General features: G+C 61.0%; 17 protein-coding genes. 9 read left to right on the top strand and 8 right to left on the bottom strand.

What is annotated here, in order from left to right:
- Positions 1-96 precede the first annotated feature (96 nt).
- Positions 97-756 (bottom strand): glutathione S-transferase, encoded by a 660-nt coding sequence (locus tag ACMYUN_RS15845; RefSeq protein ID WP_039757401.1) that lies wholly within the window; start codon positions 754-756, stop codon positions 97-99.
- 123 nt (positions 757-879) lie between these two features.
- Between ACMYUN_RS15845 and ACMYUN_RS15840 the strand changes: the two genes are divergently transcribed.
- The 3 genes from ACMYUN_RS15840 (at position 880) to ACMYUN_RS15830 (ending at position 4641) form a co-directional block, all read left to right on the top strand.
- Positions 880-1170 (top strand): hypothetical protein, encoded by a 291-nt coding sequence (locus tag ACMYUN_RS15840; RefSeq protein WP_415761096.1) that lies wholly within the window; start codon positions 880-882, stop codon positions 1168-1170.
- A gap of 198 nt (positions 1171-1368) precedes the next feature.
- A complete protein-coding gene (locus ACMYUN_RS15835) occupies positions 1369-1614 on the top strand; it encodes a TIGR02647 family protein (protein WP_039757399.1) in 246 nt (81 codons plus the stop codon).
- Between the two features lie 183 nt (positions 1615-1797).
- Positions 1798-4641: a class I adenylate cyclase gene (locus ACMYUN_RS15830; RefSeq protein WP_415761095.1), complete on the top strand. Its 2844-nt coding sequence runs from the start codon at positions 1798-1800 to the stop codon at positions 4639-4641.
- A 9-nt stretch (positions 4642-4650) separates the two neighbouring features.
- Here the strand turns inward: ACMYUN_RS15830 and rnk are convergent, their stop codons facing one another.
- The 3 genes from rnk to cyaY all read right to left on the bottom strand — a co-directional run bounded on the left by rnk (position 4651) and on the right by cyaY (position 5881).
- The gene (gene rnk, locus ACMYUN_RS15825; RefSeq protein ID WP_039757397.1) at positions 4651-5070 is read right to left on the bottom strand and encodes a nucleoside diphosphate kinase regulator; all 420 of its coding nucleotides are present in this window, start codon (positions 5068-5070) and stop codon (positions 4651-4653) included.
- Between the two features lie 253 nt (positions 5071-5323).
- Positions 5324-5545 (bottom strand): DUF1289 domain-containing protein, encoded by a 222-nt coding sequence (locus ACMYUN_RS15820; protein ID WP_415761094.1) that lies wholly within the window; start codon positions 5543-5545, stop codon positions 5324-5326.
- A 3-nt stretch (positions 5546-5548) separates the two neighbouring features.
- Positions 5549-5881: an iron donor protein CyaY gene (gene cyaY / locus ACMYUN_RS15815; protein ID WP_415761093.1), complete on the bottom strand. Its 333-nt coding sequence runs from the start codon at positions 5879-5881 to the stop codon at positions 5549-5551.
- Between the two features lie 314 nt (positions 5882-6195).
- Between cyaY and lptM the strand changes: the two genes are divergently transcribed.
- From lptM to ACMYUN_RS15785, 6 genes are read left to right on the top strand one after another with little or no spacing between them, the layout of a single operon-like run.
- Positions 6196-6369 (top strand): LPS translocon maturation chaperone LptM, encoded by a 174-nt coding sequence (gene lptM, locus ACMYUN_RS15810; RefSeq protein WP_007911098.1) that lies wholly within the window; start codon positions 6196-6198, stop codon positions 6367-6369.
- A 9-nt stretch (positions 6370-6378) separates the two neighbouring features.
- Entirely contained in the window at positions 6379-7626 is a 1248-nt protein-coding gene (gene lysA / locus ACMYUN_RS15805; protein ID WP_415761092.1) for a diaminopimelate decarboxylase, read from the top strand.
- 3 nt (positions 7627-7629) lie between these two features.
- Positions 7630-8460 (top strand): diaminopimelate epimerase, encoded by an 831-nt coding sequence (gene dapF / locus ACMYUN_RS15800; protein ID WP_039757394.1) that lies wholly within the window; start codon positions 7630-7632, stop codon positions 8458-8460.
- A gap of 13 nt (positions 8461-8473) precedes the next feature.
- Positions 8474-9199, top strand: a complete 726-nt coding sequence (locus tag ACMYUN_RS15795; RefSeq protein ID WP_024014772.1) for a DUF484 family protein — start codon at positions 8474-8476, stop codon at positions 9197-9199.
- A 2-nt stretch (positions 9200-9201) separates the two neighbouring features.
- Positions 9202-10101 carry a tyrosine recombinase XerC gene (gene xerC, locus ACMYUN_RS15790; protein WP_039757393.1) on the top strand — a complete coding sequence of 300 codons (900 nt, stop codon included), beginning with the start codon at positions 9202-9204 and terminating at the stop codon, positions 10099-10101.
- Positions 10098-10805 carry an HAD family hydrolase gene (locus ACMYUN_RS15785; RefSeq protein WP_415761090.1) on the top strand — a complete coding sequence of 236 codons (708 nt, stop codon included), beginning with the start codon at positions 10098-10100 and terminating at the stop codon, positions 10803-10805. The genes xerC and ACMYUN_RS15785 overlap by 4 nt, the downstream gene beginning before the upstream one ends.
- Before the next feature lie 189 nt (positions 10806-10994).
- On the opposite strand, the gene sutA is transcribed toward ACMYUN_RS15785, so the two are convergent.
- The 4 genes from sutA to glnK form a co-directional block, all read right to left on the bottom strand.
- Positions 10995-11321 (bottom strand): transcriptional regulator SutA, encoded by a 327-nt coding sequence (gene sutA / locus ACMYUN_RS15780; protein WP_016772583.1) that lies wholly within the window; start codon positions 11319-11321, stop codon positions 10995-10997.
- Positions 11322-11422: 101 nt separating this feature from the next.
- On the bottom strand, positions 11423-11848 hold the full coding sequence (locus ACMYUN_RS15775) for a secondary thiamine-phosphate synthase enzyme YjbQ (RefSeq protein WP_039757391.1): 426 nt from the start codon (positions 11846-11848) through the stop codon (positions 11423-11425).
- Between the two features lie 214 nt (positions 11849-12062).
- The gene (locus ACMYUN_RS15770; protein ID WP_024014776.1) at positions 12063-13400 is read right to left on the bottom strand and encodes an ammonium transporter; all 1338 of its coding nucleotides are present in this window, start codon (positions 13398-13400) and stop codon (positions 12063-12065) included.
- Positions 13401-13437: 37 nt separating this feature from the next.
- Entirely contained in the window at positions 13438-13776 is a 339-nt protein-coding gene (gene glnK / locus ACMYUN_RS15765) for a P-II family nitrogen regulator (RefSeq protein ID WP_002555808.1), read from the bottom strand.
- Positions 13777-14035 lie beyond the last annotated feature (259 nt).

Genomic DNA, 14035 nt, shown 5'->3' with positions numbered 1-14035 from the left:
ACAGGGAATCAGGATGTTCACAAAATTTGTGTTCACCACCGATTCAATGTGGGAGCGAGCCTGCTCGCGAAGGCTTCCTTCAGAGCGCTACAAAATTCACTTCTTGGCAGCAATCATCGCCAGGAATGCGGGCATCGCCGCGTCCTTGTCTGCCGCAATCTTCTGCACGTGCGGATTCTGCTCAAGCCGCTCCAGCAGCGCTTTCGCCTGTGGCATCTCAGCCAGCAGATCAATGCCGAACAGCTTCTGCCCGACCGCACAGGCCAGCGGCACGCTGTAGAGGAAATACAGATCGGCAATGCTCAGGCTGTCACCGGCCACATACGGGGCGAACCTGCCGTGACGGCCCAGCGCCGCGAAGCCCAGCAGCAGCTCGGCCCGGGTTTTCTCCTTGATCGCCTCCGGCAACGTCACACCGAAAAACGCCTCGCCATAACAGGCGCGCCCCGGCAACTCGATGTACAACTCGATCTCCTTGGCAATCGCGAGCACCTGCGCACGCTCAAACGGATCGCTCGGCAAAAGCGGCGTGGCCTTTTGTGATTGTTCGAGGTATTCGAGGATGATCGCGGTTTCGTTGATGTAACCGGCGTCCACGCCCAGCACCGGGACCTTGCCACGCGGGCTGATGGCCAGCGAGTCCGGGGTTTGCGTCGGATAGAAAGTCACTTCTTCGAAGGGCAGGCCTTTTTCCAGCAGTGCCAGTTTGACCATGTTGTAGTAGTTGCTGACAGCGAATCCGTAGAGCTTGAACATTACAGAGCCTCCAGGCCGTGCGGGGTGGGCAGTGCCTGTTTATAGATCGCCGCGACGTTTCCCGCCAGCAGCATCACGCCGCTGAATGCGGGTAAACTGGCGCCTTTCCCTGAGGAGCCTGCCATGAGCGAGCCGACAGATATCGTCAACGATGACGACGAAGAAGCATTCACCGAAGCGACCCTGATCGAAGCCATCGAGAACCAGATCGAAAGCGACAACCCGCCGGCGGCCAAGGCGACGTTGAACAAGCTGACACTGGTCGGCATGGAGCGCGAAGATATCCTCAACCTGATGGCTCACGTGCTGGCCTACGAGATTGACGCGATGCTCGATGAAGATCGCCCGTTCGACACCCAGTGGTACGAAGCGGCACTGCGCGCTTTGCCAGAGCTGCCACCGGAAAAGCATTAAGATCAAAAGATCGCAGCCTTCGGCAGCTCCTGCACCGATCTCCTGTAAGAGCTGCCCAAGGCTGCGATCTTTTTTATGCGGACTACACTGGAATTCGCCTCAAGACAAAATCCCGTTGATCCGAGCACTGGACATGCCGCACCAGCAGGTTCACCTTAGAGGCGCTGTCGTCCAATTCCTAGAAAGTCTGGAGTCCTTATGTCGCTTACCCCTGAGTTGGTTGCCGAACTGGAAGTCCTTGCACTCTTCAACCTGGACAGTTCCCAGGAAGGTCTGAAAATTCATCAGACCGCTGCCCCGAAACACATCGCTGCTGCCCAGCGTCTCTTTGAAAAAGAACTCACCGATCAGCCCGACGGCGGATATCTGACCAGCCTCGGTCGCGATGCCGCGCAAAACGTGCAGACCGTACTGACGATTCTGAGAGAGCAGGAAACCGCCTGATTTTCCCCTGACTTTGCCCACGGGAACTCCTGCCACGGGATTTCCGCGGGCCCGCCCGATCGCTGCCGATAAAAAACCGACGTCAAAAAATAAATTCAGCTTAAACGTCCTGCCGCGCAGCGGCTAAACTGCGGCCATTCCGAGACCCTCTACGTCCGAGCCTGCAAGCCGGTTTGAGCTGACATGACGCGCACCCACGAAATCCGCCCCGACCTCGACGAAGGCATTGACCGCAAGGTACTCAGCCAGCTGCGCGCACGTTTTCTCAAACTCAATGAAGGCCGCCTCGGCCGTGCACTCGAAGGATTGTCGACGCGCCAGCAAAGCGTGTTGACGCTGTTGCCGCTGTTCTTCCACGTCAATCATCCGCTGCTTCCCGGCTACGTATCGGGCAGTACGCCGGCCGGCTTGTCCAATTATGAGCCGGACGCCAGCGCGCTGACCGAGGCGCAGCGCCTGACTCGCTCGTTCTCCTACAAACCGCGCCATGGCAGTAACCCGCCGCGACCGATTCACGGTCTGTTCCTGATGGGCAGCCTCGGCACGCTGGCCCAGGCCGACCAAAGCGACATGGACGTGTGGGTCTGCCACGCCCCTGATCTGAGCGAAAGCGAACTCGCCGAGCTGCGCAAGAAATGCCAGTTGCTGGAAACCTGGGCCGCGAGTCAGGGCGCCGAGGCGCACTTCTTCCTGATCGACCCGGCGCGCTTCGTCAAAGGCGAACGTGATTCCCAGCTCAGCTCGGAAAACTGCGGCAGCACCCAGCACTATCTGCTCCTCGACGAGTTTTACCGCACGGCAATCTGGCTGGCCGGGCGCACACCGATCTGGTGGCTGGTGCCGGTCTATGAAGAAACCGCCTACGACGCTTACACCCACACCCTACTGTCGAAGCGCTTTATTCGCGCCGACGAAACCCTCGATCTCGGGCCGATGGCGACCATTCCGCCCGGCGAGTTCATCGGCGCCGGGTTGTGGCAATTGTTCAAAGGCATCGAGTCGCCCTACAAGTCGGTGCTCAAACTGCTGCTGACCGAGGTGTACGCCAGCGAACATCCGCAGGTGCAGTGCCTGAGCCTGCGCTTCAAGAAAGCCGTGTTCGCCAATCAGCTCGATCTGGATGAACTCGACCCGTACATGGTCGTGTACCGGCGTATCGAGGAATACCTGCTCGCCCGCAACGAGCCGGAACGCCTTGAGCTGGTGCGCCGCGCGCTGTATCTGAAGGTCAACCGCAAGCTCACCGGCAACAGCCGCAGCCAGGGTTGGCAGCGCGCACTGCTCGAACGCCTGGCTGGCGAGTGGCATTGGGATCAGCGGCAACTGGCGCTGCTCGACAGCCGCAGTCAGTGGAAAGTGCGCCAGGTCAGCGCCGAGCGCCGCGCGCTGGTCAACGAACTCAATTACAGCTATCGCTTTCTGACGCAGTTCGCCCGCAGCGAACAGACCGTCAGTCTGATCAACAAGCGCGACCTCAATGTGCTTGGTCGGCGCCTGTATGCAGCGTTCGAGCGCAAGGCCGACAAGGTCGAGTTCATCAATCCGGGCATCGCCCCGGATCTGGCCGAAGACACCCTGACCCTGGTGCAGTCGCCGAACAAAAAGGAGCCGGGGCAGACCCAGTGGGGCCTGTACAACGGCAGCCTGACGGCGCTGGAGTGGGAACATTTCGCGCCGATCAAGCGCAGTCGCGAGCTGCTTGAACTGCTGACCTGGTGCCACCGCAACGGCGTGATCGACAGCAGCACGCGCCTGGCCCTGCATCCAGGCACCAGCGACTTGAGCGAGTTCGAGCTGTTCAACCTGCTCGGCAGCCTGCAGCAGTGCATCGCCCTGCCCTTGCCCACCGTTGCCGAAGAGCCATTGCTGCGTGCCGCTGTGCCCAGCGAAGTGCTGCTGCTGATCAACGTAGGCGTCGACCCGCTCAAGCATCATCGCGATCTGAATATCCTGATGACCACCGAGCGCACCGACTCGCTGAGCTATGCCGGCGTGCGCGAAAACCTGGTGCTGACCCTCGATCAGGTCACGCTCAACAGCTGGAACGAAGTGCTGGTCAATCGTTTCGACGGCGCCCATGCGCTGCTCGATTGCCTGCGCGATTACCTCAACAACCTGCCGCGCGGCCCGGTGCAGCCGTCGCTGAAAGTGCGCTGCTTCTGCCACAACCGCGCGCAATTCATTGCCCGCCGCGTCGAGGAAATCATCGATACCGCGCAGACACTGTTGCTCAGTGATTTGAATCATCGCTATTTGATCCAGGTGCAGCAGCACTATCACGTGCTGGAGCTGGTGCCGGGTCAGGTCAACCATGTTGCCCTCGCCACCCTGCCGGCGCTGCTCGACTATCTGGGCGAAGAACAACCGCGCTACAGCCCACTGCACCTCGATCCGATGGCACTGGAGGATCACGACCTCGCGCTGATCCTGCCGATGGGCCAGCCTGAATGCGTTCAGGTGTTCTATCGCATCAGCGAGCAGCAGGCCGAGCTGTACGTGCTGGATGAATTCAATGCCTTGTGGCAACAGCAACTGCCGTACCACGACGAGCAAAGCCTGCTGGTACCGCTGCAGCGTTTTCTGCAATCGATCCAGTACCGCCGTGAGGCGCAATTGCCGATGGACGCTGGCCCGGCGGGCAGCCCCGAGATTTTGTATTACCAACTGTTGCCGTCAGGTCCGGGCCGCTCGCGCCGAGTCGAAACCCGACTGGCACCGCAGACGCCGGTGAACAAACCGTTCTATGACGTGCAGGCGATCATCGGCAAAGCCGCGCCCGGCGAAGTGCAGGTCACCTTGTACTGCAATCAGCGGGAATTCAGCGAGCTGGAGCATGGCGACCAGCTGTTCAGCGTGGTCGCCCGGGAGATCGTCGAGCAGCGCCGCGAGACCGAGCGCTATCGCTGCTACATCACCGACCTCGACCTCTCGGGTCTGCTCGGTGACGGGCACAGTTCAAGCAATCTGTATCTGCGCTACAAGGCGGACCTGGAGCGCTCGTTGAATGAAGCGCTCGAACAGGTTTGAGGCGAGGATTTACTCGGGGAAGGCGCCGCCGTTGACCGGTTGCGATTCCACTTCCAGTAGGGTCAGCTTCAGCGACTTGCCACCCGGAGCCGGCCAGTCGATGTGCTGACCGACCTTAAGACCCAACAGCGCGCTGCCGACCGGCGCCAGAATGGAAATCTTGCCTTCGTCGGCGTTGGCGTCCTTCGGGTAGACCAGGGTCAGGTGATAATCCTTGCCACTGCCTTCTTCGCGGCAATGCACACGGGAATTCATGGTCACGACATCGGCGGGCACTTCATCGTGGCCAACCACGGTGTCGGCGCGATCCAGCTCGGTTTGCAGCGCAATCACGCCCGGCGCAGCCTGGTCTTTCTCGCTCAGGCTGTCGATCAGGCGCTCCAGACGTTGCACGTCCAGACGGGTAAGGGTGATGGAAGGTGCGGTCATGATCCAGGCAGACTCCTTTCTTCTGCACAAAAAAAGCAAAACCCCGCCAAAAAGACGGGGTTTTCACCGTGCCTCGGTGGTTTGAGGCGTTCGCGGACACTATCACAGCTCAAAAAATATACAAGTCACGCCCTTTTTTGCCTGGGTGAAACCCTTGTGGCGAGGGGATTTATCCCCGTTCGGCTGCGCAGCAGCCGTATAGATTTTGGGGCCGCTACGCGACCCAACGGGGATAAATCCCCTCGCCACGATATCAACAGCCTTGAAATTTTCGTGCGGCAGCCTGCTGGCAAATCACCCGGCGCCGCTGGTCATCGGCCGAGCGCCATTCGCGAATGTCTTCGACGTGGCGCGCGCAGCCGAGGCAGATTTTCTGTTCGTCCAGTCGACAGATGCCCGTGCAGGGCGAAGGCACCGCCGGGCTGACATTGCTGTAGAGCGGTTTCGGCGGGCGAACAGGCGCGGCATCAGTCACGAATCACAGACCTTCGAAATCGAATTCAGCGCCAGCCTGTTGCTTGACGAGGCGCTGAAGCATTTCGCCGAGTTGCTCTTCACTCTTGTCGCACATCCAGCGCTCGCTTTCTTGGTCGTAATCGAAGTGGAAACCACCGGACACGGCCGCCAGCCACAGCTGACGCAAGGGTTCCTGGCGGCTGAAGATCAATTGGCTGCCGTTTCCGAATTTGACCGTCAGCACGCCGGCCGAGCTTTCCAGATCGATGTCCAGATCGCTTTCGTCAAATATGTCTTCCAGTTTTTCCTGGGTTTCATCGACCAGATCGTGGAAACGGGCTTCGGACAAACTCATTGCGGCAACCTCAAAAATGTCTGATCAGGCTCAAGCGCCGAAAGATACGGACGCTGCCGGCCGATTGCAAAGATTAACGACCAAGCACCTGTCGGCCCATCCAGCACCGCCCCCGTGGGAGCGAGCCTGCTCGCGAAAGCGGTGTGTCAGGCAACGAGCCTGTTGAATTTGCCGACGCCTTCGCGAGCAGGCTCGCTCCCACAGGGATGATGCGCTTCTCAGGAGCCCCGCCGGACGGGAACCCCCTCGCATAGGCAAGCTGCCGGGTGGCCGGTATACTCCGGCGCAATTAACGCATTTTCAAGGATTTCGCCATGAAGCGCCTGATCTCTTCCCTTGCTGCGCTCGTCGCGGTTGCTTGCCTGGTCTCGGCCTGTGGCCAAAAAGGCCCGCTGTACCTGCCCGATGACGACCAGGACCCGGCCGAACAAGCCCAGTCCTCGCAAAAGCAGCCATCCAAGGCTCACAAGCACGACGTCTACCAATAAGGGATCGCCATGGACGCTTTTAACTACCGTGGCGGGGAGCTGTTCGCGGAAGGTGTGGCGCTGTCCGCCATCGCCGACCGCTTCGGCACACCCACCTATGTCTACTCGCGCGCGCACATCGAAGCACAATATCTGGCCTACGCCGATGCGCTGGCCGGCATGCCGCATCTGGTCTGCTTCGCGGTCAAGGCCAACTCCAACCTCGGTGTACTGAATGTCCTGGCCCGTCTCGGCGCCGGTTTCGACATCGTTTCCCGTGGCGAGCTGGAACGCGTACTGGCCGCTGGTGGCAGCGCCGACAAGATCGTTTTCTCCGGCGTCGGCAAGACCCGTGACGACATGCGTCGCGCCCTCGAAGTCGGCGTGCACTGCTTCAACGTCGAATCCACCGACGAGCTCGAACGCCTGCAAGTGGTCGCCGCCGAGCTGGGTGTTCGCGCCCCGGTTTCGTTGCGCGTGAACCCGGACGTCGATGCCGGCACCCACCCGTACATTTCTACCGGTCTCAAAGAGAACAAGTTCGGCATCGCCATTGCCAACGCCGAAGACGTGTACGTACGCGCCGCGCATCTGCCGAACCTGGAAGTGGTCGGTGTCGACTGCCACATCGGTTCGCAACTGACCACGCTGCCGCCGTTCATCGATGCACTGGATCGCCTGCTCGATCTGGTCGATCGCCTCGGCGACTGCGGCATTCACCTGCGCCACATCGATCTTGGTGGCGGCCTGGGCGTGCGTTATCGCGATGAAGAGCCGCCGCTGGCTGCCGACTACATCAAAGCCGTGCGCGAGCGCCTCGACGGGCGTGATCTGGCGCTGGTGTTCGAGCCGGGCCGCTTCATCGTTGCCAATGGCGGCGTGTTGCTGACCCAGGTCGAATACCTCAAGCACACCGAGCACAAAGATTTCGCCATCGTCGACGCGGCGATGAACGACCTGATCCGTCCGGCGCTGTATCAGGCGTGGATGGACGTCACGGCCGTGAAACCGCGCGACAGCGCTACACGCAAGTACGACATCGTCGGCCCGATCTGCGAAACCGGCGATTTCCTCGCCAAGGACCGCGAGCTGGCGCTGGAAGAAGGCGACTTGCTGGCAGTGCATTCGGCCGGTGCCTACGGTTTCGTCATGAGCTCCAACTACAACACCCGCGGCCGTGCCGCTGAAGTGCTGGTGGACGGGGATCAGGTTTTTGAAGTGCGTCGCCGCGAAACCGTGGCCGAGCTGTTTGCCGGCGAAAGCCTGCTGCCGGAGTAACCCATGCTGCTGCGTTTTACCAAAATGCACGGCCTGGGCAACGACTTCATGGTCCTCGACCTGGTCAGCCAGCACGCGCACATTCAGCCCAAACACGCCAAGCAATGGGGAGATCGCCACACCGGGATCGGTTTCGACCAGTTGCTGATCGTCGAAGCGCCGAGCAACCCGGACGTGGATTTCCGCTACCGGATCTTCAATTCCGACGGTTCGGAAGTGGAACAGTGCGGCAACGGTGCGCGCTGCTTCGCCCGCTTCGTGCTCGACAAGCGTCTGACTGCCAAGCGGCAGATCCGCGTCGAGACCAAGGGCGGCATCATCGAGCTGGACGTGCGTAACGACGGCCAGATCGGCGTGAACATGGGCGCGCCGCGCCTGGTGCCGGCAGACATTCCATTCCAGGCGCCAGCCCAGGCCAGCAGCTATCAGCTGGACGTCGACGGCACCACGGTCGAACTGGCCGCCGTGTCGATGGGCAATCCCCATGCCGTGATCCGCGTGGACGACATCAACAGCGCACCGGTGCATGAGCTGGGACCGAAGATCGAACACCATCCACGCTTCCCGGCGCGGGTCAATGTCGGCTTCCTTCAGGTCATCGATCGTCACCGCGCGCAACTGCGCGTATGGGAACGCGGCGCCGGGGAAACCCAGGCCTGCGGCACCGGCGCCTGTGCGGCGGCGGTGGCGGCCATCAGTCAGGGGTGGATGGATTCGCCGCTGTTGATCGACCTGCCCGGCGGGCGTCTGTCCATCGAGTGGGCCGGCCCGGGCGAACCGGTGTTGATGACCGGTCCGGCAGTGCGTGTATACGAAGGACAAGTGCGTCTTTGAGCGAGCAGAAATCATGACCGACAAGCCACAGGTACCCGCCCGACCAGTCGACGAATCAGCTTCCGAGAGCCTTGAGGCAGCCGCGGTTGCCGCCTACCTGGAGGCTCATCCGGACTTCTTCGTCGAGCACGAAGAGCTGCTGCCATCGTTGCGCATCCCGCACCGACGTGGCGACACCGTGTCGCTGGTCGAGCGGCAGATGACCATCCTGCGCGACCGCAATATCGAGATGCGCCATCGCCTTTCGCATCTGATGGACGTGGCCCGCGACAACGATCGCCTCTTTGAAAAAACCCGCCGCCTGATCCTCGCGCTGATGGATGCATCGACTCTGGAAGACGTGGTCATCAGCGTTGAAGACAGCCTGCGTCAGGATTTCCAGGTGCCCTTCGTCAGCCTCATCCTGCTCGGCGACAACCCGGCACCGGTTGGCCGCTGGGTGACTCACGCCGACGCGCAAACCGCGATCGGCGGCCTGCTCACCGAAGGCAAAAGCGTCAGCGGCAGCCTGCGTGAACATGAGCTGGATTTCCTCTTCGGCGAAGAACAGCGCCAGCAGATCGGCTCGACCGCCGTGGTTGCTGTCAGCCATCAGGGCATTCACGGCATTCTGGCCATCGCCAGCCGCGACCCGCAGCACTACAAGAGTTCGGTCGGCACCCTGTTCCTCAGCTACATCGCCGAGGTCATGGGCCGTGTGCTGCCACGGGTCAACAGCTCGCTGCGCTCGGTACGCTGACCATGGAACGACAACTGGACGCTTACTGCGAACATCTGCGCAGTGAGCGACAGGTGTCGCCGCACACCCTGTCGGCTTATCGCCGCGACCTCGATAAAGTCCTTGGCTGGTGCATCAAGCAGAACATCGGCAGCTGGGCCGCGCTGGACATCCAGCGCCTGCGCAGCCTGATCGCCCGGTTGCATGCGCAAGGCCAGTCCTCGCGCAGCCTCGCCCGCCTGCTCTCAGCGGTGCGCGGGCTCTATCACTACTTGAATCGCGAAGGTCTGTGCGACCACGACCCGGCCACCGGCCTGGCCCCACCAAAAGGCGAACGACGCCTGCCGAAAACCCTCGATACCGACCGCGCACTGCAATTGCTGGAAGGTGCAGTCGAGGACGATTTTCTCGCCCGACGCGATCAGGCGATTCTTGAGCTGTTCTATTCCTCCGGCCTGCGCCTGTCCGAGCTGACCGGGCTCAATCTAGATCAACTCGACCTCGCCGACGGCATGGTTCAGGTGCTTGGCAAGGGCAGCAAGACCCGGCTGTTGCCGGTGGGTAAAAAGGCCCGCGAAGCACTGGAACAGTGGTTGCCGCTGCGCGCCATGACCAACCCGGCGGACGATGCCGTATTCGTCAGCCAACAAGGTCGGCGCCTTGGCCCGCGCGCGATTCAGGTGCGGGTCAAACTCGCGGGCGAGCGCGAACTGGGGCAGAACCTGCATCCGCACATGCTCCGGCACTCGTTCGCCAGCCATTTGCTCGAGTCCTCGCAGGATCTGCGCGCGGTGCAGGAATTGCTCGGCCACTCCGACATCAAAACCACACAGATCTATACCCACCTCGACTTCCAGCATCTGGCGGCGGTCTACGACAGCGCCCACCCCCGGGCCAAACGCATGAAAGGCGATGATTCATGAGCATTCAGTTGATCACCTTCGACCTCGACGACACTTTGTGGGATACCGCGCCGGTGATTGCCAGCGCCGAAACCGTGTTGCGCGAATGGCTGAGCGAACATGCGTCGAATCTGGGCGCAGTGCCGGTGGAGCATTTGTGGTCGATCCGCGAGCGCGTGCTGGCGGGCGAACCGGGGCTCAAGCACCGCATCAGCGCGTTGCGCCGACGTGTGCTGTTCCATGCGCTGGAAGAAGCCGGATATGCCCACGGCGAAGCGTCGGATCTGGCTGACAAGGCTTTCGAAGTGTTTTTGCATGCGCGGCATCAGATCGAAGTGTTCCCCGAAGTCGAGCCACTGCTGGAGCTGCTCGCCAATCACTACGCCCTCGGCGTGGTCACCAATGGCAATGCCGACGTGCGTCGGCTGGGGCTGGCGGATTACTTCAAGTTTGCCTTGTGCGCCGAAGACATCGGCATCGCCAAACCAGATGCGCGGCTGTTCCAGGAAGCCTTGCAACGGGGCGGCGTAAGTGCTGAAGCGGCGGTGCATGTCGGCGATCATCCCGGTGATGACATCGCCGGGGCGCAGCAGGCAGGCTTGCGCGCGGTGTGGTTCAACCCGACGGGCAAGGTCTGGGAGGCGGAGCGCTTGCCGGATGCGGAGATTCGCAGCCTGACCGATTTGCCAGCGGTGCTCGCACGCTGGAATGCTTCCTCGAACTGATCTATAGCCCTGTGGGAGCGAGCCTGCTCGCGAATGCGGTGTGTCATTCAACATGTGTGTCGGCTGACATGCCCTCTTCGCGAGCAGGCTCGCTCCCACAGGGAACTGCATTTGTTTTCAACGGATTGATTCCAGGCATGAAAAAGCCCGCAGCGACGGCGGGCTTTTTCAGCAAGCGAGCGACGCGCCTCAGATAGGGCGGCTGCCGTACTTGTTGTCCGGCTTTTTGGGCGGATCGGCGACCACGTTGGCCTCCACTTCCTGCACCTTGCCGCCGCGCGCAAGGAATTCTTCCATGGCCTTGGCCAGGGCATCACGCTCCTTGTTCTTGGCTTCGATGCTCGGCAACTCGTCGACCGATACCGCAGCCTTGGCTTTGCCTTTGGCAGCCGGGGCCGGCGTGTCGTCACCGCCATCGTCTTCGGCAACGTCTTCCGCTGCCGCTTCCAGGCCTTCCTCGGCCTCGTCTTCGTCGCCTACTTCGAGGTCGTCGTTTTCCAGATCATCGTCGCTCATGTTCTACCTCATGACTTGCCAAAAGCAGATTAGTTATAGACCAGCTTTGGCGGCTGTCGAAGCCGCCGTTGAAAAATCTTCCACCGCTGCCCGGCAGCGGCTCATGCCTGTTCACCGTGCAAGGTGGCGAGGACTTTACGGGCACCGCCGTGATCACGGTGCTCGCCCAGATAAATCCCTTGCCAGGTACCCAGTGCCAGCCGCCCTGCCGAAACCGGCAGGCTGATCTGGCAACCCAGCACGCTGGCCTTGAAGTGCGCCGGGAGATCGTCCGGGCCTTCATCGTTGTGCTCGTAGCCGTCCGTTCCTTGTGGGATCAGACGATTGAAAAATCGTTCGAAGTCGCGGCGAACTGCCGGATCGGCGTTCTCGTTGATGGTCAACGACGCCGATGTGTGCTGCAGCCACAAATGCAACAGACCGACCCGACAGGTCTTGAGTTCAGGCAAGCCTGCGAGCAACTCGTCGGTTACCAGATGAAAGCCCCGGGGCCGTGCCCGCAGGGTTATCAGAGTCTGTTGCCACATACAGTTCTCCGCTCGTTCGGGGCGCATTCTAGCGTGCTCTGAAAAAAAACAAAGGCCCTAATATTCCTGCAGCGATGTAAGCGATTGCCCGCAGAAAAAGCCTCGTCGTAAAGACGACCAAAGCCGTAAGAAAAATCCTTTCAGCCGCTTCTTGGATGACAAATCCCGGACAAAAAAATGCCCGGCGAACCGGGCAATTTTTTATCGCGCGTACTTACAGGTTGTAGCCGCGTTCGTTGTGTTGTGCCAGATCGAGGCCGACCGACTCTTCTTCCTCGGTGACACGCAGCCCCATGACGGCGTCCAGCACCTTGAGGATGATGAAGGTGACGATCGCGGTGTAGATCACCGTGAAGCCGACGCCTTTGATCTGAATCCAGACCTGCGCGCCGATGTCGGTCACGGTGCCGAAGCCGCCCAGTGCCGGGGCTGCGAATACACCGGTGAGGATCGCGCCGAGAATACCGCCGATGCCGTGCACGCCGAAGGCATCCAGAGAATCGTCATAGCCGAGTTTGCGCTTCAGGGTGGTGGCGCAGAAGAAGCACACCACGCCTGCGGCCAGACCGATCACCAGTGCACCCATCGGGCCTACGGTGCCAGCGGCCGGAGTGATCGCGACCAGACCGGCGACCACGCCCGAAGCGATGCCCAGTGCACTTGGCTTGCCGTGGGTGACCCACTCGGCAAACATCCAGCCCAGTGCGGCAGCGGCAGTGGCGATCTGGGTAACCAGCATCGCCATACCGGCAGTGCCGTTGGCAGCAGCAGCGGAACCGGCGTTGAAGCCGAACCAGCCGACCCACAGCATCGCCGCGCCCATCAGCGTGTAGCCGAGGTTATGCGGAGCCATTGGTGTGGTCGGGAAGCCTTTGCGCTTGCCCAATACCAGGCACGCGACCAGGCCGGCGATACCGGCGTTGATGTGCACCACGGTGCCGCCAGCGAAGTCGAGCACGCCCCAGTCCCACATCAGGCCGCCGTTACCGGACCAGACCATGTGCGCGATCGGTGCATAAACCAGAGTGAACCAGACGCCCATGAAGATCAGCATCGCGGAGAACTTCATGCGCTCGGCGAACGCGCCGACGATCAGCGCTGGAGTAATGATCGCGAAGGTCATCTGGAAGGTGATGAATACCGCCTCAGGGAACAGCGCCGCCGGGCCGGTGATGCTCGAAGGCGTGACACCGGCGAGGAACGCCTTGCCCATGCCGCCGAAGAATGAATTGAAGTTGACGACGCCCTGCTCCATGCCGGTAGTGTCGAAGGCAATGCTGTAGCCATAAATGACCCACAGGATGCTGATCAGACCGGTAATGGCGAAGCACTGCATCAGCACGGAAAGAATGTTTTTCGAGCGAACCATACCGCCGTAGAACAGCGCCAGGCCGGGAATGGTCATGAACAGCACGAGCGCTGTCGAGGTGAGCATCCAGGCGGTGTCGCCGGAATTGAGGACTGGCGCTGCCACTTCGTCTGCCGCCATGGCGATGCCGGGCATTACGATGGACAACAGGGCGCCTAGCCCTGCGAATTTACGCAGAGTCATATTGTTTTCTCCTGGGGCGTTGGGTTTGTGGCGGCGCTTAGATCGCGTCGGTATCGGTTTCGCCGGTACGGATGCGGATCGCCTGTTCCAGATTGACCACGAAGATCTTGCCGTCACCGATCTTGCCGGTGTTGGCCGCTTTGGTTATCGCCTCGATAACCCGATCCAGATCCTTGTCGTCGATGGCCACGTCGATTTTCACCTTGGGCAGAAAATCGACCACATATTCCGCGCCTCGATACAGCTCGGTGTGACCCTTCTGCCGGCCGAAGCCTTTGACTTCAGTGACGGTAATGCCCTGCACGCCGATTTCGGACAGCGACTCGCGCACGTCGTCCAACTTGAACGGCTTGATGATGGCAGTGACTAGCTTCATGAAACTCTCTCCCGAATTGGTGGACTTGCCCCAGGAAAACAAACCCGTCTCAAGTCTAAGCGCAGTGCCTGGCTTTGTAACGCATCGTTGACGCCAGCTAACCGCATCAGACGAAACTCCCCGCTTCGTCTGCCGCACTGCATTCGTCACAGCGACTGCATCAGTGCATGGGTCGAGGGTGACTAAGCAGAAACCTTGCCAGCTCGGCAAAAACCCTGCATTTCAATCTCTTGGCGCCTGTTGCACGCGCTCGGGCAGA

The organism is Pseudomonas sp. CP4, from assembly GCF_047758505.1.
GTDB lineage: Bacteria > Pseudomonadota > Gammaproteobacteria > Pseudomonadales > Pseudomonadaceae > Aquipseudomonas > Aquipseudomonas fluorescens_AO.
The sequence above is the reverse complement of the archived record's forward strand: the minus strand, read 5'-3'. Positions and strand labels throughout refer to the sequence as shown.

Excerpts from the sequence above, each read along its gene's own strand:
- lptM (WP_007911098.1), top strand. The coding sequence starts at position 6,196 with ATGAAGCGCCTGATCTCTTCCCTTGCTGCGCTCGTCGCGGTTGCTTGC.
- lysA (WP_415761092.1), top strand. The coding sequence starts at position 6,379 with ATGGACGCTTTTAACTACCGTGGCGGGGAGCTGTTCGCGGAAGGTGTG.
- ACMYUN_RS15845 (WP_039757401.1), bottom strand. The coding sequence starts at position 756 with ATGTTCAAGCTCTACGGATTCGCTGTCAGCAACTACTACAACATGGTC.
- dapF (WP_039757394.1), top strand. The coding sequence starts at position 7,630 with ATGCTGCTGCGTTTTACCAAAATGCACGGCCTGGGCAACGACTTCATG.
- ACMYUN_RS15775 (WP_039757391.1), bottom strand. The coding sequence starts at position 11,848 with ATGTGGCAACAGACTCTGATAACCCTGCGGGCACGGCCCCGGGGCTTT.
- ACMYUN_RS15770 (WP_024014776.1), bottom strand. The coding sequence starts at position 13,400 with ATGACTCTGCGTAAATTCGCAGGGCTAGGCGCCCTGTTGTCCATCGTA.
- ACMYUN_RS15840 (WP_415761096.1), top strand. The coding sequence starts at position 880 with ATGAGCGAGCCGACAGATATCGTCAACGATGACGACGAAGAAGCATTC.
- ACMYUN_RS15835 (WP_039757399.1), top strand. The coding sequence starts at position 1,369 with ATGTCGCTTACCCCTGAGTTGGTTGCCGAACTGGAAGTCCTTGCACTC.
- sutA (WP_016772583.1), bottom strand. The coding sequence starts at position 11,321 with ATGAGCGACGATGATCTGGAAAACGACGACCTCGAAGTAGGCGACGAA.
- cyaY (WP_415761093.1), bottom strand. The coding sequence starts at position 5,881 with ATGAGTTTGTCCGAAGCCCGTTTCCACGATCTGGTCGATGAAACCCAG.
- glnK (WP_002555808.1), bottom strand. The coding sequence starts at position 13,776 with ATGAAGCTAGTCACTGCCATCATCAAGCCGTTCAAGTTGGACGACGTG.
- ACMYUN_RS15795 (WP_024014772.1), top strand. The coding sequence starts at position 8,474 with ATGACCGACAAGCCACAGGTACCCGCCCGACCAGTCGACGAATCAGCT.
- xerC (WP_039757393.1), top strand. The coding sequence starts at position 9,202 with ATGGAACGACAACTGGACGCTTACTGCGAACATCTGCGCAGTGAGCGA.
- rnk (WP_039757397.1), bottom strand. The coding sequence starts at position 5,070 with ATGACCGCACCTTCCATCACCCTTACCCGTCTGGACGTGCAACGTCTG.
- ACMYUN_RS15785 (WP_415761090.1), top strand. The coding sequence starts at position 10,098 with ATGAGCATTCAGTTGATCACCTTCGACCTCGACGACACTTTGTGGGAT.
- ACMYUN_RS15830 (WP_415761095.1), top strand. The coding sequence starts at position 1,798 with ATGACGCGCACCCACGAAATCCGCCCCGACCTCGACGAAGGCATTGAC.